14 protein-coding genes are annotated in these 23582 nt (G+C 73.6%); 4 read left to right on the top strand and 10 right to left on the bottom strand.

Features of this window, described 5'->3' with window-relative positions; translation table 11 throughout:
• Positions 1 to 30: 30 nt before the first annotated feature.
• Positions 31 to 2673 carry a hypothetical protein gene (locus WMF14_RS49560; protein ID WP_437798052.1) on the bottom strand — a complete coding sequence of 881 codons (2643 nt, stop codon included), beginning with the start codon at positions 2671 to 2673 and terminating at the stop codon, positions 31 to 33.
• Between the two features lie 126 nt (positions 2674 to 2799).
• Between WMF14_RS49560 and mobA the strand changes: the two genes are divergently transcribed.
• Positions 2800 to 3459: a molybdenum cofactor guanylyltransferase gene (gene mobA / locus WMF14_RS49565; RefSeq protein ID WP_437798054.1), complete on the top strand. Its 660-nt coding sequence runs from the start codon at positions 2800 to 2802 to the stop codon at positions 3457 to 3459.
• A 5-nt stretch (positions 3460 to 3464) separates the two neighbouring features.
• Here mobA and WMF14_RS49570 read toward each other — a convergent pair whose 3' ends face one another.
• The 6 genes from WMF14_RS49570 to WMF14_RS49595 all read right to left on the bottom strand — a co-directional run bounded on the left by WMF14_RS49570 (position 3465) and on the right by WMF14_RS49595 (position 16296).
• A complete protein-coding gene (locus tag WMF14_RS49570) occupies positions 3465 to 4466 on the bottom strand; it encodes an MBL fold metallo-hydrolase (RefSeq protein ID WP_437798056.1) in 1002 nt (333 codons plus the stop codon).
• 8 nt (positions 4467 to 4474) lie between these two features.
• Positions 4475 to 5125: a hypothetical protein gene (locus WMF14_RS49575; protein WP_437798058.1), complete on the bottom strand. Its 651-nt coding sequence runs from the start codon at positions 5123 to 5125 to the stop codon at positions 4475 to 4477.
• A gap of 7 nt (positions 5126 to 5132) precedes the next feature.
• On the bottom strand, positions 5133 to 6236 hold the full coding sequence (locus tag WMF14_RS49580; protein ID WP_437798060.1) for a serine/threonine-protein kinase: 1104 nt from the start codon (positions 6234 to 6236) through the stop codon (positions 5133 to 5135).
• A gap of 135 nt (positions 6237 to 6371) precedes the next feature.
• Positions 6372 to 8765: a hypothetical protein gene (locus WMF14_RS49585; protein ID WP_437798062.1), complete on the bottom strand. Its 2394-nt coding sequence runs from the start codon at positions 8763 to 8765 to the stop codon at positions 6372 to 6374.
• A 172-nt stretch (positions 8766 to 8937) separates the two neighbouring features.
• On the bottom strand, positions 8938 to 10440 hold the full coding sequence (locus WMF14_RS49590) for a serine/threonine-protein kinase (protein ID WP_437798063.1): 1503 nt from the start codon (positions 10438 to 10440) through the stop codon (positions 8938 to 8940).
• 537 nt (positions 10441 to 10977) lie between these two features.
• On the bottom strand, positions 10978 to 16296 hold the full coding sequence (locus tag WMF14_RS49595) for a cellulose synthase (protein ID WP_437798065.1): 5319 nt from the start codon (positions 16294 to 16296) through the stop codon (positions 10978 to 10980).
• Between WMF14_RS49595 and WMF14_RS49600 the strand changes: the two genes are divergently transcribed.
• Positions 16250 to 17503: a hypothetical protein gene (locus tag WMF14_RS49600; protein WP_437798067.1), complete on the top strand. Its 1254-nt coding sequence runs from the start codon at positions 16250 to 16252 to the stop codon at positions 17501 to 17503. The genes WMF14_RS49595 and WMF14_RS49600 overlap by 47 nt on opposite strands.
• 223 nt (positions 17504 to 17726) lie before the next feature.
• Here WMF14_RS49600 and WMF14_RS49605 read toward each other — a convergent pair whose 3' ends face one another.
• Positions 17727 to 19292 (bottom strand): hypothetical protein, encoded by a 1566-nt coding sequence (locus WMF14_RS49605; RefSeq protein WP_437798069.1) that lies wholly within the window; start codon positions 19290 to 19292, stop codon positions 17727 to 17729.
• Between the two features lie 594 nt (positions 19293 to 19886).
• Between WMF14_RS49605 and WMF14_RS49610 the strand changes: the two genes are divergently transcribed.
• Together WMF14_RS49610 and WMF14_RS49615 are read left to right on the top strand one after the other, a co-directional pair.
• On the top strand, positions 19887 to 20795 hold the full coding sequence (locus WMF14_RS49610; protein ID WP_437798071.1) for a penicillin-insensitive murein endopeptidase: 909 nt from the start codon (positions 19887 to 19889) through the stop codon (positions 20793 to 20795).
• Positions 20792 to 21730: a DNA-methyltransferase gene (locus WMF14_RS49615; RefSeq protein ID WP_437798072.1), complete on the top strand. Its 939-nt coding sequence runs from the start codon at positions 20792 to 20794 to the stop codon at positions 21728 to 21730. Before WMF14_RS49610 ends, WMF14_RS49615 begins: the two co-directional genes overlap by 4 nt.
• A gap of 69 nt (positions 21731 to 21799) precedes the next feature.
• Here the strand turns inward: WMF14_RS49615 and WMF14_RS49620 are convergent, their stop codons facing one another.
• A complete protein-coding gene (locus WMF14_RS49620; protein WP_272097034.1) occupies positions 21800 to 22405 on the bottom strand; it encodes an L-threonylcarbamoyladenylate synthase in 606 nt (201 codons plus the stop codon).
• Between the two features lie 202 nt (positions 22406 to 22607).
• A complete protein-coding gene (gene atpG / locus WMF14_RS49625) occupies positions 22608 to 23579 on the bottom strand; it encodes an ATP synthase F1 subunit gamma (protein ID WP_437798074.1) in 972 nt (323 codons plus the stop codon).
• Between the last annotated feature and the right edge of the window lie 3 nt (positions 23580 to 23582).

The raw sequence follows: 23582 nt of genomic DNA on the forward strand, positions 1-23582 counted from the left end.
AGCGGCGCCCTGCCCCGGGGCCATTCGGGGTTAAAGGTCCCGCGAACGGTGCCAGAGGGTGCCGTCGGGGCCCACGACGAAGACGTCGAGCCTGCCCGGGGCCGAGCTCGCGAGGATGGGGTCGCCGCCGACGTCGACGGCGAGCGTCGCCCAGTCGGTCTGCCCGGGCCACCAGCTGCCCGCGCTCCACTCTTTGTAAAGCAATCGACCGTCGGTGCTCCGGGCGACGACCTCGAGGTGGCCGACGTCCGACGAGATCACCGACGGGGGCCCCGCGAGGTCGCCGCCCATGTCATACCAGTCGGTCTGGCTGGGCGACCAACCCGACGCCTCCCAAGCCTTGTTGTACGCGCGGCCGTCGGCGCCGCGGCCGACGATGTCGAGGTGGCCGGCGCCCCACGAATCGACGACCGGGGTTTCGGCGAACTGCTTGCCGCCGAGGCCCTGCCAGCCCGTCTGCGAGGGCCACCAGCCGGCCGACGCGTTATAGACCTTGTTGTACGCCCGCTTGCTGGCGTCGAGCGCGATGACGTCGATATGGCCGGCGCCCCACGAGGCGGCCGTGGGCGCGGACCCCATCGTGCCAAGGTCGTTCCAGCCAGATGGAGAGGGCGACCACTGGCCCGTCAAGGTCGACCACGACTTGTGCAAGACCTTGCCCGACGCGCTCAGCGTGAATACGTCGAGCGAGTCGGGGTCGGGCGAGACGGCGACCGGCGGTGCCGAAGCGGGTCCCCCGAGAGAGTCCCACGTGGTTTGCGAGGGCCACCAGCCGGCGAGGATAGGGTCCCACACTTTGTGGTAAACCGAGCTGTCATTGCCGAGCATGAAGGCGCTCAGGTGGTCGCCCCGCCTGACGAGCGCCGGCGCTTTGCTCGACGAGCCGCCGAGGCCCGCCAGGCCGAGCTGCGACGGCCACCACGAGGGGGTCGAGCCGGGGTTTTGCACCTTGTTGCCGAAGGTGGCGTCGGCGTTTCTGACGACGAGATCGAGCTGGCCCGACGGCTTGGTCGCGGCGGCCGGAAGCCCCCTTACCCCGGCGCCGACGGGCTCCCAGTCGCCCCAGCCTTTGCCGATGCCGAGCGCGGGCCTCTTGCCTCTGGCGCCGGCGAACCACGATGAGTCGACGTCGTGGGTCAGAACGCGCTTCACCTGCTCGACCTGCGAGTCGCTGAGCGACCAGCGGTCGCCGGTGTAGCCCGGATCGTAGTTATAACTCATGAGGTTGGCGCCGAGGTTCGGCGCCGACGGCGTGTGGCCGGGCAGCGTGAGGCCGAGGCCCTTCAATCCGTCGTCGCCCGTATAAAGAATGTCGCAGGCCGAAGGGAAGCTGACGCAAAGGCACGTTTGGCTGTAACCGGGGTCGGCCTGGTTGCAGTCGGCGTACTCGAAGCCCGTGCGCGGCACGGCCAAGCGCAACGTGCGGTCGGGCTCGGCCGGGGGGCAGTTGTTGAGCGAGCCGAAGCAGGCGAAGCCGAGCGGGTTCTGCGCCCAGCCGCTGTTGCCTTGAATGGGTCGCAGCGACGATTCGGGGTAGCCCGCCGCCTGCGCTCGGCTCGAGAAGTAGACGTTGGTCGTGGTCGCCGGGGGCAGGTCGGCGGGTTTGTACACGAGGTCCCAGAAGTCGGCGAGCTTGGCGGGGGCGCCGGTCGCGGGGTTCTTGAGGTTGGGGTTCGACAGATCGTAGCCGAGGCCCGCGCCGCGGAACGAGTGCGAGAGGCCCAAGTAGTGCCCCAGCTCGTGGGCGAAGGTGCGGTTGCCCGCGCCCATGTTGTAGCGTTGCACGATGATCCCGTTGCCCTCCCAGGGGTAGGCGCCCCAGGCTTGGCTGCTCGAGCGCACGGTAAAGACGACGATCTCGTTCTCGTTGCCGCAGAGCGAGGCGGCGCGAAAGAGGGCCATCTCTTCCGACTCGGTGCCGCTCAGCCCGGGGGCCGCGCAGCCGGGGTTGAAAGCGACGGGGGGCGCCGACGAAGGGGGCGAGGGCCAGGCGTAGCTGCCGCCGATGTTGGTGAACGTCGGGCTCGTGACGACGACCGATGCGGCCAGCGAGAAGCGAATGCCCGCCTTGACGAAGGCGGCGTTCGCGCCGGCAATCTGCTCGTTCAGGGCGGTCCGGCCGAGCGAGTCGTTGGTTCCGTCGACGAACTGAACGAACCGAATCGGAATCTCTCGATTGATGACGGTCGTCGAAGACGATAGCGCGGCCGACACCTCGGCCGCAGGGGCGCCGTCGGGTGCGGGTTCGAGATCGACGCCGGGGGTGCCGCAAGCTGTATACAAAAGAATGGTCGCCGGAAGGGCGCGTGCCACGAAAGACAGGTGAGTCGGCCGAAGTGTCATTGGGGTTCCTTGGTGCGTGGGATGACGGCGCCCTGAACGGGTCGGGGCGGCGCGCACCCGCGCGAAGGGGCGGGCGGCGCGGGGCCCGCCCTGCCGTCGTTGTAAGGCTTTGGTACCCGCCGGCGGACGAACCGTCGATTCGCGATGCGCGCCCAGGCCGGTGCAAAAATGCACGCACCGCCTCGGGACACTCACCCAACCGAGCAGGTGCCCTTCCTCGAGGTTGGCGCCGGTGCACGAGATGATGTCCACCTTTCCCTGGCGGATCATCTCGGCGAGGGAGACCCCCAGCTCGGCCGTGCTCATCGCGCCGGCGAGCGACACCAGCATCTTGCCCCCGTCCGCGAGGTGACGCAGTGTCTGTGCCGTGGCACGGGGGCATCGGCGGCAGCGCTCGGCGCGCGCAGCGAGCGCATGTTCCGAGGCGGGGTGGTATGCAGGGCGGCGGTGCAGCTCATGACAGCGCCCTTGGAGGACGGCGACGGCGCGGGCCGCGTGGCCGGGCTCGCGGGCGTCGTGCTGTGCGGCGGGCAGAGCAGCCGGATGGGGCGCCCCAAGGCATGGCTGCCGTTCGGGGGCGAGGCGCTGCTCCAGCGGGTGGTGCGGCGCCTCGGCGAGGCGGCCTGGCCGATCGTTGTGGTCGCGGCGCCGGGACAGGAGCTACCGCCGTTGCCGGACGGGGTGCTGCTCGCGCGCGATCCGGTGGAGGGCCGCGGGCCGCTGCAGGGCATCGCGGCCGGGCTCGACGCTGTCGCGCCGCTCGCCGAGCGGGCCTACGTCTCCTCGACCGACTCGCCCTTCCTGCACCCCGCCTTCGTGCGGCGCCTCGCGGATCTCCAGGCGGGCGGCCACGCCATCGCGGTGCCGCGGGCGGAGGGGCACCATCACCCGCTCGCCGCGGTGTACGCCTGCTCGGTGCGCGGCGAGGTGGCGGCCTTGCTCGCCGAGGGCAGGCTGCGGCTCTCCACGCTGTTCGAGCGGGCGCGCACCCTGGTCGCGGATCCGGAGCTCCTGCTCTCGGATCCTCGGCTCAGCGCTGCGGATCCGGCGTTGCGATCGCTGCGCAACCTGAACACGCCCGAGGACTACGCGGCGGCGCTGCGCGAGCTCGACTGACCCGGCTATTTGCCGCGCGCCGCTGGCTTGCTCGCCGCCGCCGCGCCCCCGGGCTCGCCCCTCGCGATGAGGACCCGCTGCTCGCCATGCCTGGGCAGGAACACCCGATCCGGCCCCAGCCCGCGCGCGGCCATGACGCGCCGGAGCTCGCGGGGCGCCTCCCCGAACGTATCGGTGCTGTTGATGAAGGTGTCGAAATGGATGGCCATCATCCGCCGCGCCCCGAGGTCGAGGAAGGCCTGCACCGCCTCCGCCGGATCGACGTGCTTGCTCTCCATGAACTCGCGCGGCCCCACCGGCGCGATCGGCAAGAGGGCCAGATCGATCGAGGGGAATCGCGCGCGCGTCTTCACGAAGTCGTCGCGGTCATAGGCGGTATCGCCGCCGAAGTAGACCGTGATCCCATGGTACTCGACGACATAGCCCGTGAAGCTCTCCGTCATCCAGTCCCGGTCCAGCCCGTAGCGATAGCCGGAGTGCCGCACCGGGACGGCCGTGATCTTCAGATCACCCTGCCGCCATGTCGTCCAGGTCGGGACCTCGAACGACGCGAAGCTATAGTTGGGCACGTAGACGAGCCCGCCTCGAGGCGCGAGCAGCGCGCGGACCTTCGGCTCGATCAGGGACAGCGAGCCGAGCGACAGGTGGTCGAGGTGCATGTGCGAGATCAGCACGGCGTCGATGGGCGGCAGATCCTCCGGAGCGAGCCCCGGCTCGACGAGCCGCTTCACCATGAGGCCCACCGTCGACGTGAAGACGGGGTCGGTCAGGATCCATCGATCGTCGATCTGCACGAGCACGGTCGCGTGCCCGACCCAGAGCGCGGCGAGCCGCGCCTCGGGGCGGTACGGCGCGCGCACCTTGTCCGGCACGGGCAGCGGGCTCGCGAACAGCCTCGCCACGTTGCTCTCCAGGATGCGCGCGGGCACGCTGCACGACAGGCCCGCGAGCGCGAGGAGCGCCGCGGCGGAGAGGCGAGCTGGCGACGAGGAGGGGCGCGTGGCCATGCGCGGCGTCAGAAGTAGCGGATGCTGAGCGTGAACGTGGTCGATCGCAAGGCGGCGGTCGGCGTGGTCGCCACCTGCGCGCCCAGGGCGCCGAACAGGGTATAGACCCCCGCCTCGTACGAGGCCGCCACGTGCCCTCGAGCAAAGAGCGCGGATCCGCCGAGCGAGCAGGACAGGTAGTCACCTCCATCGAGGAGCGGAAAGTAAGCGCGGACGCCGCCCCGGATCAGCCAGCGATCGGCGAACGCGCCCGGACGGGCGACGTACCCGGGCGAGCCGAAGAGCTCGATCGAGCCGGCGTGGCGCGTGAGCGGCTCCGCGATGAAGGCGCGCCACGGCGAGAGCTTGCGGTTGATCCCGAACGAGTAGAGCAGCGGCGTCACCTGCCACCGGAACCCGAAGTGCGCCTCGCCCGGCTCGAGCCACAGCTCGGGGCTCGGCACGAGCTGGACGAGGAGCCACGCCAGCGTGGGGCGGATGTCGGGCTCCGTGGCGGCGGCCGCCGGCGCTGCCTGCAGCGGCTCCTCGGGCGACGCGCCCGCGACGAGCGGCCAGAGCAGCCAGCCGAGGGCGGCGGCGCAAGGGGCCAGCGCGGAAGCGCGGCGTCGCGCGAGGGAGCGCGCACCGGTGCGTCGCGTGAGGGAGCGCGCTCCGCGCATGCCGCGGCTACGGCGCTGCGCCGTACACCCTTCCGAGCTGCTTGTAGAGGAACCGCGCCGCGTGCTCGCCATAGGGCGTCTGCGCCGCGTACACGTCGGGCGAGGCGATCGGCGCGTGCGCCGCCAGCGCGCCTGGCCGCCCGAGCCGGGCGAGATCCTCGCAGAGCGCCTCCATCGAGGCATACCGGTTCTCCGGCCGCTTGCGCAGGCACTTCGCGATCACCGCCTCGAGCGCGCGGGACGCCGGGCTCTCACCCAGGTTGGGCGGCGGGGGCGGCGTGACGAGCTGACTGGCCAGGACCACGGCCTCGTCCATGGCGGGCGCCAGGGCGGGGGAGGAGCTCCGCGTGACGCTGAAGGGGAGCCGGCCGGTGAACATCCGGTACATGAGCATGCCGAAGCCGTAGACGTCCGTGCGCCCGTCGGGCGGGTCGCTGACGGTCTGCTCCGGCGCCATGTACTCCAGCGTGCCGACGGTCACCCCGGCCTGCGTGAGCCCCGAGTGCTCGTACAGCTTCGCGAACCCGAAATCGACGACCTTGGCCGCCCAGGCGTCGCCCTTCTCCCCGACGAGGAACACGTTGGCGGGCTTCACGTCGCGGTGGACGATCCCCGCGCGGTGGGCCGCGCCGAGCCCGGCCGCGGCCTGCAGGAGGAAGGGGACGCCGGTCTCCGGGGACAGCCGCTTCTCGCGCAGGAGCAGCGAGCTCAGCGACTCGCCGAAGAGAAACTCCAGCACGAGGTAGGGCGATCCTTCATGGAGGCCGATATCGAGGACCTCGACGATGTTCGGGTGAACGACCGTGGCCGCGGCCTTGGCCTCCAGGAGGAACCGCGCCTTCACCTTGGGCTCGCGGCGGAACCTCTGCTCCAGGAGCTTCAGCGCGACGGGCGCGCCGCTCTTCGTGTCCTCCGCCAGGAACACCTGCGCCATGGCGCCGCTGCCGATCAGGCCCCGCACCCGGTAGCGCTCGGCGACGATCGTGCCCACGTGCTCGGTGGGCTGGGATCGGATCCGCCGGATGTCGTGGCTCGCGACCAGCTTCTCTCCGTCGTGCGGGCAGAAGCGGTGGTCATCCGCGTACCGCCGATGGCAACGAGGGCACAGCATGAGGTCCCATTCCGGGCATAGCCCCTCCAAGGCCCTCTTTGCAAGGCCCGTGTCCCCGCCGGTCGGCGCGGTCACGCTGGTTCGTCGGCTCGCTGGTTCGTCGGCTCGCTGGGTCGCTGGGTCAACGTAGCGTCGTCACACGGCGCCGGCGTCGAGCTCGGCGAGCCTGCCGACGAGCGGGTCGTCGGCGCCGAGCTGCTCGAAGGCGACGGGGTCGCTCTTCTCGAGCGCCGCCAGCAGCTGCCCCAGCCCGCGGCGCGATCCGTAGTAGTTCGACAGCTCGTGGTCCTCCTCGGTGATGCAGGCGCGCACCGCGCTGCGGGAGACCTCCGGGAGCCGCAGCGCCTTGAGCGCCATCGACCACAGGCCGTCGATGCGGTTCTGGTCCGCCGGGAACTCCAGCAGACCGGCCATCGTGAGGAGCATGGCGCAGCGCTGCCCTCGCGGCGTCGACAGCGCCTCCTCGCCCGCGAGGTGGCCGAGATCGAAGGCGCGGCGCATGGCGTCGGCCGCGCAGAGCAGGCGCTTCAGCTCCTTTGCCGCGTGGCTCAGGTGGCTGTGGAACATGACCTCGACCGAGAGGCCGCCGAGCGCCTCCTTGCTCTGCTGAAAGCGGGTGACGGCCGGGAGCCGCCCGAGATCCTGCTGGACGGCGTCGCCCGTGGGCACGTCGAGCGGCGGCTCGCGGTGGCTGAAGAAGCCCCCCGACTGGAAGGCATAGTAGAGCTCGCTCTGGCCCGTGAGCCCCGCCCAGATGTCCGAGTACTGCGCGACGCGATTGAGGCTGCCCGCCGCCCAGTCGAGGCCCGCCGCGCCGTCGCCGCCGATCTGCGACGCGCTCACCCCCGGGTCGCGCGGCGTCATCGAGGCCTCGATGTCCTCGGCGATGTCCGTGAGCTGGAAGTCGAGGAAGCCGTCGTAGTAATCCGCGCGCCCGTCCCGGTTCACGTCGGAGTAGCGGGCGACGACGAGCGGGTGCGAGGGCCCGACGAACTGCGAGAACCCGGGGACCCGCGCCTGCGGGTGGGGCCACTGCGCCTTCCGGAGGCGCGCGTCGAGCTCGGCGTGCGACGCGCGCTCGCTCATCCCGCGCAGCGCGGCGACGAAGCAGTCGACCCCCTCGGAGGAGGTGACCACCCCGTCCGATCCGGTCCTGAAATACGTCGAGCCCCACGAAGAGTAGATGTCCGCGTCGGGGAACATCTGGGAGATGGCAAAGCGCGTGGTGAGCCCCGCGCACTGCGAGTTCATCATCAGCTTGTACCCTTCCTGCTTCACCTGCACCGCGGCCGCGCGGAGGTCGAAGGCGCCGAGCTGGGCGTGCCGGTTGATGAGCAGCCCGATGAAGAACGCCATCCCCATCTCCAGGTTCTCGTCGCGCGGGGCGGCGGCGCGGGCGAAGACGCGGATGGGCTCGCCGGCCGGCGTCTTGAAGGGGGCCTCGAAGGCGCGGTAAGGGCTCCAGCCGTTCGGCGACGGGGGCGCCTCGGGCGGGAGGGCGATCTCCTTGAAGCCGTGGGTCGACACGAGGATGTTGCACTCGCCCTCGTGGAACTCCGAGGCGCCGCACATCGCGAGGTTCCACGGTCCCGTGAGCTCGTCGTACGGCGGCGCCTCCCGGAGCAGCCCGCGGACGAGCGCCCGCGCTCGCTCCTGCTGGGCCGACGTGAGCCCCGGGGCGCGCAGCTGGAGCAGGTGGATCGCGTGCGCGCGCAGCGCCGGCCGGGCCGTCTCGTCGCCCGCCTCCCTGTCGATGAGCGCGAGGATCTCCTCGGCGGCGCGCTCGGCGACCGGCGCGAAGCCGCGGTCGTCCAGCGACGTCGCGATGAGGTGCGAGAGGATGGTCGTCGCCGCCGAGCGGAGGGTCGCAGCGGCGGTCGGATCGCGCCTTGCCTCGTCGCCGCCCACGGCCGCGATCTCGAGCGCCGCGCGCGCCTGATCCAGCAGCGCCGCGCCCCGGCGCGCCGAGAGCCGCTCCTTGCGCACCGGCTCCTCCGGGTGGAACGCGCTCGGCGGGAAGAGCTGCGTGAGCGTGCTCGTCCGGCGCGACGAGATCCACCGGGCCGCGGTGACGAGGGCATCCCGGGCGGCGGGCCCGTCGGGACCGAGGGTCGGGCTCGCGCTGAACACCCCGGCGGGCAGGAGCCAGAGCGGCGCGGCGCCCTCGCGCCCCGCGTTCAGGTCGAGCGGCGCCGCCTGCGACGCCACGCCCGGATCCGGTACGACCTCGACGTTGGAGACGGCGACGGCGCGCAGCCGCCTGCGCACGGGCGAGTGGCCGGGAAACACGATGAGCAGCGCCCTGCCCTCGCGCTCCCGGAGCGCCGCGAGGCTCTCCCCGGGGACCGGCGCCGAGAGCGAGATGGCATAAGCGCTGTCGCTCACCGCGTCCGCGAGCAGGTGAATGCCTGGCGCGGACTTTCGCTCTTCGAAGGCGGAGGACGCGGCTGGCCCGACGGCATCCACGGTGCCAGGCAGGTCGACGAACCCTCGGGGCGAACGGATCCGGACGGTGACATCGCTGGGCATGAAGCTCTCCTGAGGTAAGAGAGCGTGGCCGCGTTCAAGATCCCGGCGCAACAGGAATCCGACCGGGCAGAACGCGGTCGTACCGCGTCACAACCGGATTTTGGCGAGCTCGACACTGGCTCGTTCAGGCGGCTCCCTCAAGGGCTCTCCGGCAGATCCGGAGTTGCCCCGATCACTCATCGTTCGATGGAGCGTGCGTCTGTGGCGCGATGACGCGGTGGTGGGGCGACTCCTGCGCTGACGAGGCGGAGCAGCGGAGCAGCGAGAAGCCTGCTCCGGCGGCGATGAGCACGCCGGCGGCGACGAGCTTGAGCCCTGCGCGCTTCGCGCGGCGCGCCGCTGCCGACGGGGCGACCGCTCCCTCTTCGGCGAGGGCGGCGGCGTCGTCGGCCGCCTCCGGCGTGGAGAGCGCCGCGGCGTCGGGCGGCGCCTCCAGGGAGGCCGCTCCGGCGCTGCGCGCGCGCAGCCGGTTGCTCGAGGGGGGCGCTGGCAGGAGGCTGCCTGCGCGCAGCGTCGCGATCGACGCCTCCCCGTCCAGATCGGCGGTGCTGGCCGGGAACGCGTCGCTGATGCGGGCGTCGGGCGCGAGCGAGCCGCTGAGGCGGGCGCTGTGCACGAGCGGGTCGCTGGCGCGGGCGCTGGGTACGAGCGAGTCGCTCTCCGGCTCCCTGGGCGCCGCCGGGGGCCCGAAGGGGCGGAGGGCGACGGCCGCGTAGCGCTCGAGGAGCGCGCCGACCTCGCGCAGATCGGCCGGGCGCTGCGCGCGGTCCGGGCTGAGCATGCGATCGATCATGGCCGCGACGTCGGCGGGCAGCGTGGGCGCGCTCTCCCCGATCGGCTGGATCGAGCCGGTCAGGACGCGCTTCATCACCTTGCCCATGTTCTCGGCCTCGGTGGGTCGCACCGAGGTGAGGCACTCGTAGAGGATGACGCCGAGCGACCAGATGTCGGCGCGGTGATCCACGTCGTGCTCGCCGAGGATCTGCTCCGGCGACATGTAGTACGGCGTCCCGAGCATCTCGCCGCTCCCGGTGCGCCCCCACGACCAGCTGCTCTCGCCCGGGGCGGCGGTGACCTTGGCGATGCCGAAGTCGAGCACCCGGACGCGGGCGTCGTGCTGCGCGGCCGCCGGCGAATCCGCGGAGCCCGGCGCCGCCGCGCCGCTCGGGTGCTCCTCGGCGGCGGCGTCCGCTGCGCCGGGCGAGCCGCGTGGCGCGGCCGCGTCGGGCGTGAGCAGGAAGATGTTGTCGGGCTTCAGGTCGCGGTGGACGATGCCCAGCGCGTGCGCGGTGCCGACGGCCGAGATGACCGGCAGCAGGATGCGCGACAGCTCGGGGAGGGGGATCTGCGCCTCGCGCAGCAGCTTGTCGCGGAGCGACTCCCCCTCGAGCAGATCCATGACGAGGAACGGCGTCCCGTTGTCGAGCTCGAGCACGTCGTGGATGGATGGCACGTTCGGGTGATCGACCGCCGCCGCCGCGCGCGCTTCCCGGACGAGGCGCCGCCGAGTCGACGCGTCATCCGCCGCGCCGGGGCGCAGCAGCTTCAGCGCCACACGTTCGCCGTTCGCGAGGTGGGTGGCGGCCCAGATGACCCCCATGCCTCCCTCGGCCAGCTGGCGATCGACCCGATAGCGACTCGCCACCAGGGCGCCTGGCATCAGCGGATTGCTCACGCAAAGCTCAGGATACCACGCGCCGTCCTCCTGACCTTCTCCGCGCGCCTCAAACGCCCGGACACCGCTCCGGTCGGACAATTACGAGTTCGACGCAGCACCGCCGCCCCGGCGCGCCATACGACATGGGTATTCGCGTGTACGTCCCTGTCGCCGCAGAACCGCAGTGATTTTTCAACACGGATGTTCGATTGCCCACCGCGATCTAGGGAGCCACATAACATCACCGGTCAACTGTACGTCCGTGTCACCGCGGAAGCGCCGATATCTTCTCGATACCAAACATCACCGGTCATGAAACACACCTTGCCAACCCGCGTCACCACCGCTCGTTCATCGTGGCGCGCCCCCCACCAGGCTCATCTGTAGTGACTCGCCGCCGCCGAGCTCATCCGCCCCGGAACGCGCCCTGCCGAGCGGCGCGCGCCCGCACAGGAGACGGGCCCAGATCGGCGTTTTCGGCGCGCAGGCGTACTCCCGTACGCCGAGCACCGAAAACGTCGAGATGGGCCCGTCTCCTGTGCGGGCGCGCGCCGCTCAGACGGCGGGCCAGATGGAGCCGGCTCGCCGGCGCTCGGTGTAGGCCTCGGCCGAGAGCGCGTAGCGCAGCAGCTCGTTCGACACCGGGTGTTGAAGGAGCAAGCGGGGCTCCTCGGTCGAGCGGGCCATGTCGCGATCGTACCGGCGGAGGTAGTCGATCGCGGCGAGCGCGTCGCCGCAGAGCAGGTAGCCGATGCGGTGCTCGCTCCGGCGCAGGCCGAGGACGAAGGCGCGCGCGTCGTACGACACCGCGACGGTCGACGCGAGCTCCTCGAGCATCTTGCGCTGGCGGCGCCCGATCGCCCGCTGCACGCCGGGGAGCATCTGCTGCGCGGCGTGCTCGCGCGGGGGCGAGATCGCGCCCGACCCGAAGCCGGGATCGATCGTGCGGATCGACGCTAGCAGCAGGCCGTCGGTGGCCTCGGCCGGGATCTCGTCGAGGAACGTGAAGCCGACCGCGATGCGCGCGAAGAGGCGGGCGAGCGCGAACGTCTGCTCGAGCTCCGGGAGCTCCATGAACGACGTCGGCGCGACGAGGGCAGGGGGATCACCCGGGAAGACGCGGGCGGCCCCTTGCCACGAGGGGACGAGGTAGAGCTCGAACGCCTCGATGCCGAGCGCGCGGCCCACGCGCTCGGCGAGATGCCGCGTCGGGTGGTTGTCGCGCGGGCCGATCCGCTCGCGCGAGCTGATGCCGAAGTTGCTCAGCTCGAAGCGGATCGCCTTGGCCGCGATCGGCGCGATGGCCAGCGCCACGTCGATCCAGGGGCTCCGGGCCTCCGGGAGGAGCAGTCGGCCCATCTCGGGGCCCGCGAAGGCCCCGGCGTACGGCGCCTCCGACGGGACGCGCCGGCTCCTGAGCCGGGCCATGCGGTCCAGCGACACCTCGCCGAGGCAGGCGCGGACCTCCTCCACGGTGATCCGCTCCTCCGCGCGCCCGTCCTTGGCGAGCGCGGCCTCGAGCGCGGCGAGCGCCGGGCCGAGGTCCGGGAGCCGGGTGAAGACCTCCGGATCGGGCGTCAGCACGTCCCGCAGCACCTGGACCGCCTCCGCGTTGCGCCCCGCGGCCTCGAGGCCGCGGCCGAGCGCGGTGCGCGACTCGGGCGGCGCGCCCGGGAGCGCGACGGCCTGCTGGAGGCGCGCGAGCCCGTCGCGAGGCCGCACGAGCAGGGTCGACTCGAGCAGGCCGAGCGTGGTCAGCCAGCGCGGATCGGCCGGGATGCGGCGCGACTCGGCGACCTCGAGCAGCTGCGCGAGCGCCTTGGCGTAGGCCGTCGCGCCCTCGCTCGTGTCGACGCGGTACAGGCGGGCGAGCGCCACCCACCCGCGCGTGTCGCCGCCGGGCGCGCTCACGATCGCGTCGCACAGCGTGCGGACCATGCCGGCCGTGTCGCCGGCGTCGCGGTAGGCGTCCGCGAGGCGCAGGGCGGCCTCGACGCGGGAGCCCGGGTCGGGCGACAGCTCGACGAGGCGCCCCAGCGCGCGCAGCGCGAGCGCGTGGTCGCCGCGCGTGACGCCGAGCTTGTGCAGCCGCTCGAGCGCGGGCCGGTTCTGCGCGTCGAGCGACAGGACCGCCTGGAGCGCGTCCTGGGCGAGCGCCGGGTTCGCGAGCGGCCCCTCGTACAGATCGGCGATGAGGAACTGCGCCGCGATCTTGGTCTCGGCGTCCGTCGCGGCGGCCACGGCGCGCTTCAGGGCGTCGCGGGCCTCGAGCCAGACGCGCTGCGCGGTGAGCAGCCGCGCGAGCAGGAGCAGCGCCGCCGCGTCGTTCGGGAGCGCCTCGATGACCCGCCGGACGGCCGCGATGCCGACGCCGGCGTCGATCGCGCCCGGGCGCCCGTGGTGCTGCAGCACCGACCGGGCGATCTCCGTGCCGAGCAGCGAGATCGCCTCGCGGCTCGCGGCCTTGCCGAGCGCCTCGCCGAGCCGGTCGGTGAGCCGCTGGGGCTCGCCCGCGAGCTCCCTGGCGAGCGCGCGCGCCGCGGCCACGCAGCTCGGATCCGCGCGGAGCGCGCTCTCGTACAGCTCGAGCGCGCGCGCGCGGCCCTCGGGGGACGCGTCCTCGGCGGTGAGCTCCGCCGCGCGCACGAGGTGCGTCGCGCGCGCGGGCGCTCCGAGGACGAGGTCGGCGAGCGCCAGCTGGGCCGCGATCACGCTCGCGCGGTCGCCGAGGCGCTGCGCGAGCCGATCGAGCCCGCGCGCCGCGATGAGGCTCTCGGGCCACAGCCCGAGGGCGTTGCGGAAGCCGGCGAGCGCCGCGCGGGCGGCGGCGGGGTCCGCGTCGGCCTGCGCCTCCGCGAGGAGCGCCTCCTCGACGCTGTAGAGGGCGCGCGCGATGGGATCGGGCGTCAGCTCCCGGCTGTCGCGGATGGCGCCGGCGAAGAGGGCCTGCGCCCGCGGCGCGATCGGATCGGCGGGGCTCGCCTTGGCGGCGATGCGGAGGATCGCCAGGTGGGCGGCCGCGTCGTCGGGCGCCTCCTTCACGATGCGCGCGAGCGCCTCGAGCGCGGCGCTCGGGCCGAGCTGCTCCTCGAGCGACGCGATCTCCCAGAGGGCGCCGCCGCGCGCGGTGGAGGAGGTGAACACGTCGGCCTCCGCGCGCAGGACGGTCGCGAGCGACGTCGGCGCCTCGAGGTGCCGGTAGAGCTGCTCCAGCATGCGGAGCGCCGGGATGTGGTTCGGCACCACCCCGACGAGCCCCTCCAGGATCTCGACGGCCTGGCGCGGGCTGCTGTCCGCGAGGACCAGCGCAAGGGAGATCCGGAGCGCGTGATCGACGAGCGCCGGCGGCTTGCGCTCGAGCCAGCGCGCGTACAGCCCCGCGAGCTCGCTCGCGATCATGGAGGCGGACATCCCCGGCAGGCTGGACGCGCGGGCGCCGGTCGCGGGCCGCTGCGCGACGGGCGCGCCGAGGCCGACGCCGACGCCTGCGCCGCCGGCGCGGACGTAGATGCGCTCCATCGCGTCGAGGATCGCCGGATCGTGCTGGCCCGAGGCGAGCGCCGCGTCGGCGCGGGCGAGGAGGCGGAGGGCGTCCTGATCGCGCCCGAGGGCGAGCTCCTGCACCTCGGCCGCCTGGAAGAGCAGCCGCGCGTGGTCGTCGGGCCGCTGCGCCTCGTCGGCGAGCGAGCTGAGGACCTCGACGAGCTTCTCGTAGTTGCCTGTCTCGCGGAGGAGCCGCGCGATCTCGATCCGGGGCAGCGGGTGAGCGGGCTTCTTCCGCGCCGCCTCGCGGTACGACTCCACGGCGCTGTGCGGCCGCTTGAGGCGCCGCTCGTCGAGCCCCGCGACCTCGATCCAGAGGCTGAACGCCGCGTCTCCAGCGGGGTCGCGCTGGATGAGCTTGAGCAGCGCGCGCCGCGCCTCCTCGTACCGGCCGGCGCGCTCGTCGAGGCGGACGCGCGCGCGCAGCGCGTCGGGGTCGGCCGGATCGATCGCGAGCGCGCGGTCGACCAGCGACGAGGCCCGGTCGCGGTCGCCGAGCCTGAGCTCGGTGACGTCGGCGGCGCGCAGGAGGAGCCTGCGCTGCTCGCGCGGGCTGCTCGTGAGCTCGGCCTCGGCGCAGAGCGCGCGCGCGAGCCGCTGCGCGTCCCCCGCGCGCGCGGCGTTGCGCTGGAGCGCGAGGATCGCGGCGCGCCGCTCCGGGTCGATCTCGAGGATCTTCTCGATCTCCTCCACGGCGCGGGCGGGCTGGGCGAGCTCGTCCTCCCAGATGGAGACGAGCTTCTCCAGCAGCCCGATCTTGCGCGTCGGGTCCTCCGTCGCGCTCGCGGCCTGCGTGTAGAGGTCGAGCCGCGCCTGCACGCCGCGCGGATCTTCCTCGACGGCCAGGGCGTCCGGCGTGAGCAGGGCGGAGAGCGCGTCGAAGACCGAGCTGTTGCCCGGCTCGATCGCCCACGCGGCGCGCAGGATGGCGAGCGCCTCGTCGCGCCGCTTCAGGTGGCGCTCGGAGATGTCCGCGGCGCGGAGGAGCGCCGCGACCCGGACGGGCGCGGGCCGGTCCGCGTTGGCGACGGCGGTCCACACCTCCACGCGCTCGGCGTGGTGGCCGAGGCGCTGGAGGGCGCGGTCGAGCCGCTCCCGCGTCGAGCTGTCCTCGGGATCGAGCTCGAGCGCGCGCGTCGCGTGGAGCGCGGCCTGCTCTGCGTCCCCGAGGGTGTCGTAGATCTCCGCGAGGCGGACGTGCTCGTGGATGATCGCCTCTTTGTCGGTGAGGAGCGCGAGCTCCTTCTGGCGCACGTTGGCGGCGAGCTCGAGCATGCCGCTCGCCTCGAGCAGGCGGATCAGCTCGCCCACCACGCGCCGCGCGGTCGGCGAGCCGGCCGGCGCCCGCGTCGACGCGCGCCGGAGGAGGGGCACCGCGTCCGCCGGGGACCGGATCTTGTCGATGAGCAGCCGCGCCGCCGTGTAGAGCAGCCGCGCCGCGCGGTCGTCGTCGCTCTCGTGATCGGCCTCCAGGGACAGCGCGCTGACGAGGCCGACGATGCCGTCGTGGTGCACGAGGTGGCGGCGGAGCGCCTCTCGCACGGGTCCGGGCCCGGGATCGAACGCGATCGCGCCCTCGAGGGACGCGAGGGCGAGCTCCGGCTTGTAGAGCTTCCGATCGAGCACGGCGGCGCGCTCGACGTGGATCCAGGCGGTGAGCTGGCCGTCGCCGTCCGGCCGCCCGCGCCCCGGGGCGTAGGCGGCGGAGAGCCGGTCGAGGTGCGCGGCGAGGTCCTTGGCCGCCTGCTCGGCGCCGCGGGCGCTCTCGCGCCGGAGGGCGATCTCGAGCCCGCGCAGCGACGCGGCGTGGAGCGGGACGAGCCGCAGCGCCTCGGTGAACGCCTCGCAGCTCTCGGGCGTCCGCCCGAGCGCCTGGAGCAGGCGCGCCCGCTCGGCGAGGAGGTCGGCCCGGAGGGCGTCGGTCTCGGCGACGCGGAGCTTGTCCTCGACGACCTCGAGCGCGAGGGCGAGCTCGGTGCGCGCGTCGAGCACGCGGTGGACCCGCGAGAGCGCCGGCTCGAGCGTGCGGGACAGCTGCCGCGCGCGCTCGTACGAGCGGCGCGCGGCGGCGGGGTTCTTGAGCGCCCGCTCTTCGTGGATGCCGAGCTCGACGAGGGCGCGCGCCGCGCCGACCGGATCGCTGCCCTTGAGCCGATCGGCGCGCTGCTGGAGCTCGGTGGCGAGGTCCGGAGCGGCGAGCTGCGGGCTCTGCGCGGGCGCCTCGGGCGCGTTCGGCTGCGAGCGCGGGGCCGGAGGCGGCTGGGCGGGCGAGGCGGGCGCGTGCGTGACGCTCGGCGCGGGCGCAGGAGCGGCGCTCGGCGCGTGCAGCACGGTCGCCGCATGCGCGGCGTTCGGCGCGTGCAGCACGGTCGCCGCATGCGCGGCGCTCTGCGCGGGCGCCGCGGGCGTGACACCCGGCGCATGCGCGGCGTTCGGCGTGACGCCCGGTATCGGCGCGCGTGGCGCGCCTGGCGCGGGCGCGCCGCCTGGCAAAGGCGTGCGCGTGGCGCCTGGCGCGGGCGCGCCGCCCGGCAAAGGCGTGCGCGTGGCGCCCGGCGCGGGCGCGCCGCCTGGCAAAGGCGTGCGCGTGGCGCTCGGTGCGGGCGCTGGCGCGGCGCTCGGTGCAGGCGCGGCGCTCGGTGCGGGCGCCGGCGCAGCGCTCTGCGCCGGCGCGGCGCTTCGCGTGGATGCCGGCGCGGCGCTCTGCGCGAGCGCCGGCTCGATCGACTCGACCGAGATGGGCGTCGGCGACGAGCTCGGCTCGACCGAGATGGGCAGCGGCGTCGCCGTCGGGTCGACCGAGATGGGCAGCGGCGTCGCCGTCGGCTCGACCGAGATGGGCATCGGCGTCGTGCTTGCGTCGAAGGCGGCGATCGCCTGGGCAGGGGCGCCCGGCTGGGAGCCAGGCGCCGGCTTCCCCGCGCTCGCGGCGGAGCCTGGAGCGGGCTGCGTTGCGGCGCGGTTCGGGCTCGGCGGGCGCTGGCCTGGGCCGCGCGCCGGAGGGCGGGCCGGGCTGGCTCCAGGGGGCGCCGCCGTCGTCTTGGACGCGCCTCCCGGAGGCATCGGCGGCGGTGGCCTCGACGGCGGCGCAAGCGACGGCGGCGCCGGCGGCGGCGCGCTCGCGACGCTGCCGTCCTTGCGGCGGATCAGCGGCGGTGGCCTGCTCGGAACTGGCGGCGGTACGCTCGGTGCCGGCGTCTTGTTCGGCCCTGGCGGCGGCGCGCTCGGCAGCGGCGGTGGGCTCGAGGTGAGCGGCGCGCTCGGCAGCGGCGGCGGGTTCGGCGGCGGCAGCGGGTTCGGCGGCGGCAGCGGGCTTGAGGTAGCCGGCAGCGGTTCGCCGCCTGCCGGCGCGCTCGCAGCCGCCGGCAGCGGTTCGCCGTCCGTCGGCGCGCTCGCAGCCGCCGGCAGCGGTTCGCCGTCCGTCGGCGCGCTCGCAGCCGCCGGCAGCGGTTCGCCGTCCGTCGGCGCGCTCGCGCTCGACGGCGCGTCGAGCCTCGACGTGCTCGTGCCGACGAGCAGCGTCTTCGCGCCGGGCTGAGGTTGCGCGCTCGCGCGCGTCATTTGAGCGTTGTCGGCGTTGGCTTCCCAGCCAGCTTCGTCCGGCGATCCGGACAAGCTCGGCAAACCAGGCCGGCGCGACGCTTCGTGTTGCGGATCGTCCCCGTGGGCCACCGCCGCGGATGCTACACATCCACGCGCCCTCAATCTACAGTCGATGCGCCTGCTCGCTGGCGTCGCGCGCTTACCGATACAGGGGCGACCTACTTGTTGAACGGTGCTGTCGACGCGCAGCGCAGCAAGGCGAGCTTCATCGCTTTTCCGGCCGGCTGCGCCACGAGCAGCGCCTCTGCGGAGGCGGCGATCGGCTCGCCGCGCCCGAGGGCCGGCTCGGCGCGCAGCCCGCCTTCGAGCTCGCCTCTCGCGGTGAGCGCCGCGAGCTGCGTCGGGCCGGACGCGTTCGCGATCGCCAGCCATGCCGCGGCTGCGGCCTTCGCCGGGTCCTGCCCGCCCGTGCCTCGAGCGCCGGGGAGGAGCGCCGGCACCCCGGCGCCCAGGCCCAGCGCGGCCTCGGGCGGGGCGTCCTGGTCGCGATCGCCGCCGACGAGCACGCGCGGCTCGCTGGCGCCGCCGAGCCGCACCAGCACGGCGCTGATGCGCCCTCCGATCGAGCCGCTCGGGGTGTCGTCGTCCCGGAAGGCGAGGATGAGCCCGTCGTCCTCGCCGAGCGTCAGGTCGTACGCGAGCACGTGTCCGTTCTTGGGGGTGACCGCGCGGGGCGTCGCGGTGAGCGCGCCCGTCTCGTCGAGGGGGACCACCTCGATCCACTGGTGGGCGATCGTCTCGCCTGCCGCGGCCGTGTCCTCGTCGCCGTCGTCCTTCTTCGCCGCGGCCTTTCGCGCCGGCTCCTCGGCGCGCGCGATGTACGCGAGCCAGTAGCCGCCCGGCCGGCCGATCACGCGCGGCGTCTCGGCGTCGGTGCTCGGCTGGGAGACCGGGCGGGCCGACGTCACGGAGCGCAGCGTGCCCACGTCGGCGGAGGCGAGCATGATCCGGGAGCGCTTGCCGTCGCGGGTCACGTCGTCCCAGACGATGACCGCGCGCTCGCCGGACGCGGCGATGTCGAGCGCGAGCGACTCGTCGCGCCCCTCGGCGAGCTCGGCCCCCCACGTGACGTGGTCCCCTTCGACCCTGGCGACCTTGATCGCGCGCCCGCCCGCGTTCGGCTCGAGCATCGCGGCGAGGATCGCGCCCCCGGCGCCTGCGACGACCGGAGGATCCATGTCCCCGCGCGATCGCGCGAGCCGGACGAGCTTCCCCTGGGCGCCGTCGGCCGAGAGCGTGGCCACCATCGCGACGGTCCCGCCCTCGGCTTCTCGCTGGGCGCCCACGGCGAACCCGCCGGAGAACGTCGTCCCGCGGCCGACCTCGACGGCGAACGGCGCGATGTCTTCAACGCTGTCCGCGCCGCCGCCCCCAGCGCCTTCCTCGGCCCCGCGCGCGGCCGGCGGCGCGTCGCCGATGACGAACGGCGGCGGGCTCGCGGGCGTGCAGCGCGGGGGCGGCGGCTCCTGCGCCGCGCCGGCATCGTCGGTGTCGCTCGGCGCGGACGCCGCGGGGCTCCCGCTGGGCGGCGCGGGCGTGTCGCTCGCGGCGTCTCCCGGTGTGGAGCAGGCGCGCCACACAACGAGGCCACCGACGACGAGGGCGACGGCCAGCGCGCCCTTCCAGGCGACGCCTTCGGGCTCCTCCGCCGGCGGCGGCTGTCGATCTGCGCCCGTGCTCCCCTGGCTGGTGTTCCGCTGGGTGGCGCGCTGCTCGGGATCCATGGCGCGAGGGTGTTAGCGCTGATCGCTCCGCGAGGGCAGGGGGAGCGTAAGCCGCGCGGCGCCGCGAGCGTGGCCGCTGCGCGCGAGCTCGCGATGGGGCGCGACCTCGTCTCGTGGAATCGCCAGATCCGTGTGGCAGTTTGGCCGCCTCTGCGTGGCCCGACGCGACGCCGGTTCGCACGCGCTGAGTCGTGCGGATATCCATCGATGCTCGATATCGACCGTCGAGAGACCACTTCGGGACGCAGGACCCTGCGATATCACCTCCGCCAGGAGGACGAGCGATCACCGAAACAGCCATGTTGTTCCCGAGCCCGGTGTGCGTTTGAACCAGGCCGATCTGCCCCACGACGGGCCTCCCGACACGGCCCTCTATGGATGATCAACGACCTGAACAACCACGGGGAGCGGACGCGCGCAGGCGAGCTCATCTGCCTCGCCGGCTGGACCCACGATCGCGGTGCGCGCCGCGCTTCGGGCACCCCGGTGAGCCGAGAACTTCCCCTCCGCCGCCCGCGCGGCTAACGAGCGGCTGTCAGCGCCAGCTTCGTCCGTCCGGTGCCTGACGCCGCGGCCCTCCTCTCTTTCGTCGTGATGCCCAGCCGTCCTCTCCTCGCCACCTTCCTCCTCGGGCTCGTCGCGCTCTGCTGCGCGGCCTGCGTCGGCTCCTCGCCCACGCCGCTCGCCCCTGCGCTCCGCGGCTCGATCGGCGTCCCGCACCACGGCGTCATCACCGACGCCGTCGAGCTCCCGAAGCAGGGCCCAGGCTACCGGCTGCTCCGCAGCAACGGCATCCGGTGGGGGACGGCGGGCCTGGTCGCCGCGGTCCAGCGCGCCGCGGCGGAGGTGGCGCTGGCGCGGCCGGGTGGCGAGCCGCTCGTCGTCGGCGACCTCTCCGCGCGCTACGGCGGCGCCACGCGGGGGCACCGGTCCCACCGCACCGGGCGCGACGCCGACCTCTTGCTCTACGCGCTGACCCCGGACGGCCGCCCTGTGCGCTCGCCGGGCTTCGTCGCCTTCGGGCCGGACGGGCTCGCGCGGATCAGCGATGGCGCCGAGGAGCCCGCGTCGCCGCGCGCGGGCGCGCCTCAGTACGCCCGCTTCGACGTCGAGCGGGAGTGGCTGCTCGTGAAGTCGCTCGTCCGCTCGCCCGAGGCGCACGTCCAGTGGCTCTTCCTGGCCCGCTGGCTCGAGGCGCTGCTCATCGAGTACGCCCGCGCGCTCGGCGAGGATCCGGAGCTCATCTGGTATGCCGAGAGCGTGCTGCTCCAGCCGGGCGACAGCACGGCGCACGCCGATCACATCCACCTCCGCGTCGCGTGCACGCCCGACGAAGCCCTCTCCGGCTGCCTCGGCGGCGGCCCGCAGTGGCCATGGCTGCCGGCCGTGCCGCAGCTCATCGCGCCGTCGGACGGCGACCTCGCCGCCGCGTTGCTCGACGACCTCCTGCCTGGAAGCGCCGCCGCGGGCTCTCGCGTGGCGGCTCCGGACAGCGCCCTGTGAGCCACCTCCTGGCACATGGCGACGCGGCCGAGGTCTGCGAGGCGCTCCCCGCGGACGTGCGGTTCGATCTCGTCTACCTCGATCCTCCCTTCGGCGTCGGGACGACGATGACCGCGCGGGCGGCGCGGGGCCAGGCGCGCGGGCGGCGCCGGCCGGAGAGCGGGCCCGACGCGTACGACGATCGCGCGAGCGCCGACGCGCTCGTCGCGATGCTCGAGCCGCGCCTCGCGGCCATCCGCGATCGCATGACCGAGGGCGCGACGCTGTACCTGCACCTCGATCACCGCGCGGTCCACGACGCGAAGGTCGCGTGTGATCGCCTGTTCGGCCGCGGCGCCTTCCTCGGCGAGATCATCTGGGCGCCCGGCAACGGCGGCCGGGGCGCGCGCGGCTTCTCCGTCACGCACCAGACGATCCTCCTTTACGCGCGCGCCGCGGGCGAGCGCGGCCAGGTGGTCTACAACGTCGCGGATCCGATGCTCCGCGAGCCGTACGCCGAGACCAGCCTCGCGATGCATTTCAAGCACCGCGACGAGGAAGGCCGCCTGTACCGCGAGCGGATCCTCGGCGGCAAAGCGTACCGGTACTACGCCGACGAGGGCCGCCGGCTCGGGAGCGTGTGGAGCGACATTCCCGGGATGGTCGCCAACACCCCGCTGCGCCGCGAGGCCACCGGCTACCCCACGCAGAAGCCGGAGCGGCTGCTGGAGCGCATCGTCCGCGCGTCCTCCGCGCCCGGCGCGACCGTCGCCGACCTCATGTGCGGCAGCGGCACCACGCTCGTCGCGGCCGCGCGCCTCGGCCGCCGCTTCGTCGGCGGCGACAGGAGCCCGCTCGCCTTCGCGACGGCGCGGGAGCGGCTCGACCGCGAGGGGATCGTGTACACGGCGTACGAGTCCGTTCCAGCCGCGGACGGCGAGCCGGAACGTCCCTGACTGGGCTCTACGAGCTCCCTCTCCTCGGGCCGGGCGGCTCGGATGCCCCTCTCTCCCTCGCGCCCTGGCTCAGACGAGATCGTCCGTCGGCCCCGCGCCCTGCCGGACGATCTGCACATCGCCCTGGCTCAGGTCGATCACGGTCGTGGGCACGGCCCCGCCGGTCCCTGCGTCGAGGACGAGCGCGAGCCCCGGGAACCGATCGTCGATCTCCCCCGGATCGATGATCGGATCCTCCCCAGGAGGCGCCGCGGTCGTGCTGATGAGCGGCCGCCCGAGCGCTCGGACCAGCGCGAGCGCGACCGGGTGGTTCGGCACGCGGATGCCGACCGTCTTCTGCTTGAGGTGCACGTACTTCGGCACCTCGCGCGTCGCGGGGAGGATGAAGGTGTACGGCCCGGGCAGGAAGCGCTTCAGGATGCGGTACGCCTGGTTCTCGACGATCGCGTAGCGCGCGATGTCGCTCAGATCCGGGCAGATGAACGCCAGGTTCTTGTTCTGGCGCATCCCCTTGATCTGATACACCCGCTCGATAGCGGCCTTGTTCATCAGGTCGCACCCGAACCCGTACACGGTATCGGTCGGGTAGCCGATGACCTCCCCCTTCTGAATGAGATCGATCGCTCGCGCGATCTTGCGGGGTTCCGGGTGATCGGGGTTGATGGGCTGGAGCACGGGAACGCAACCATGGGGCCGCCCGGTCAGCTCCGCCAGTGCTGGCTGCTCGGATGTTTGCCCAGCGCCGGGCAGCCGGGGGCGGGCGCTGCGGGTGATTCGAGTGAAGAGAGGCGGGGCGAAGCCCCCGAAACGCGAGCCGGTCGCGCGCGCGACCGGCCCCGAGGCGGAGATCGAAGATCCCGGCGTGCAGCGCGGCTCGCTACTCCTTGAGCGCCTCGCTGCCGCCGATGATCTCCATGAGCTCCTTGGTGATCGCCGCCTGACGCGCCTTGTTGTACTCGAGCGTCAGGTTGTCGATCACTTCCTTGGCGTTCTTGTTCGCGGCGTCCATCGCCGTGAGCTTCGCGCCGAGCTCGCTCGCCATCGACTCGTAGAGCGCGCGCAGGATCGAGATGTCCACGTACATCGGCACGAGCCGCTCCAGGAGCGCGCCCTTGTCCGGCTCGTAGAGGAACTCCGACGCCGCGGAAGGCGCGCCGTGGCCGCCCTCGTCTCCCTGCTCCAGCTCCTTCGCCGGACCGCCGGCGGGCGGCAGGAGCCGCTCGACGACGACCGTCTGCGTGATCGCGCTCTTGAACTCGTTGTAGACGAGGTAGATCGCGTCGACCTCGCCCTTGTTGAACGGGGCGAGGAGCTTCGCGCCGACGGCCTGGGCCGTCTCGAGGTTGAGCTTGTCCCAGACCCCGGCCAGGTACTCGAGGATCGGCGCGCCGCGGCGGTTGAAATAGTCCCGGCCCTTGCGGCCGATGAGCGCGAGCTGGACCTCCTGGCCCGCCTCCGTCCGGCTCTTCCACTCGCGCTCGGCGCGCTTGTTGATGTTGGTGTTGAAGCCGCCGCAGAGCCCGCGGTCGCTCGTGAGCACCAGGAGCAGCACGCGCCGCTCCGGGCGGGTCACGAGCAGCGGGTGCAGCGCCTTCTCGCCACCGGCGAGCGCGCCCGCCTCGCCCTCCGCCCCGATCCCCTCCGCCGCGAGCGCCTCGGCCGCGGGAGCCGCGTCGCGCGTGATCGCCGAGAGCACCTCCTGCACCTTCACGGCGTAGGGCCGCAGCTCGGTGATGCGCTGCTGCGCCTTGTTGAGCTTGGCGCCCGCGACCATCTTCATGGCGCGGGTGATCTTCTGCGTCGATTTGACGCTGGAGATCCGCTTGCGAATGGACTTGAGGCTGGGCACGGC

It is taken from the genome of Sorangium sp. So ce693 (assembly GCF_051521375.1).
In the GTDB taxonomy this organism is placed as follows: Bacteria; Myxococcota_A; Polyangia; order Polyangiales; family Polyangiaceae; genus Sorangium; species Sorangium atrum.

What these genes read in the sequence shown, in the direction of transcription:
- WMF14_RS49560 (WP_437798052.1), bottom strand. Translation starts at nt 2,673, where the DNA reads ATGCTGGTGTCGCTCGCCGGCGCGATGAGCACGGCCGAGCTGGGGGTC.
- mobA (WP_437798054.1), top strand. Translation starts at nt 2,800, where the DNA reads ATGACAGCGCCCTTGGAGGACGGCGACGGCGCGGGCCGCGTGGCCGGG.
- WMF14_RS49570 (WP_437798056.1), bottom strand. Translation starts at nt 4,466, where the DNA reads ATGGCCACGCGCCCCTCCTCGTCGCCAGCTCGCCTCTCCGCCGCGGCG.
- WMF14_RS49575 (WP_437798058.1), bottom strand. Translation starts at nt 5,125, where the DNA reads ATGCGCGGAGCGCGCTCCCTCACGCGACGCACCGGTGCGCGCTCCCTC.
- WMF14_RS49580 (WP_437798060.1), bottom strand. Translation starts at nt 6,236, where the DNA reads ATGCTGTGCCCTCGTTGCCATCGGCGGTACGCGGATGACCACCGCTTC.
- WMF14_RS49585 (WP_437798062.1), bottom strand. Translation starts at nt 8,765, where the DNA reads ATGCCCAGCGATGTCACCGTCCGGATCCGTTCGCCCCGAGGGTTCGTC.
- WMF14_RS49605 (WP_437798069.1), bottom strand. Translation starts at nt 19,292, where the DNA reads ATGGATCCCGAGCAGCGCGCCACCCAGCGGAACACCAGCCAGGGGAGC.
- WMF14_RS49610 (WP_437798071.1), top strand. Translation starts at nt 19,887, where the DNA reads ATGCCCAGCCGTCCTCTCCTCGCCACCTTCCTCCTCGGGCTCGTCGCG.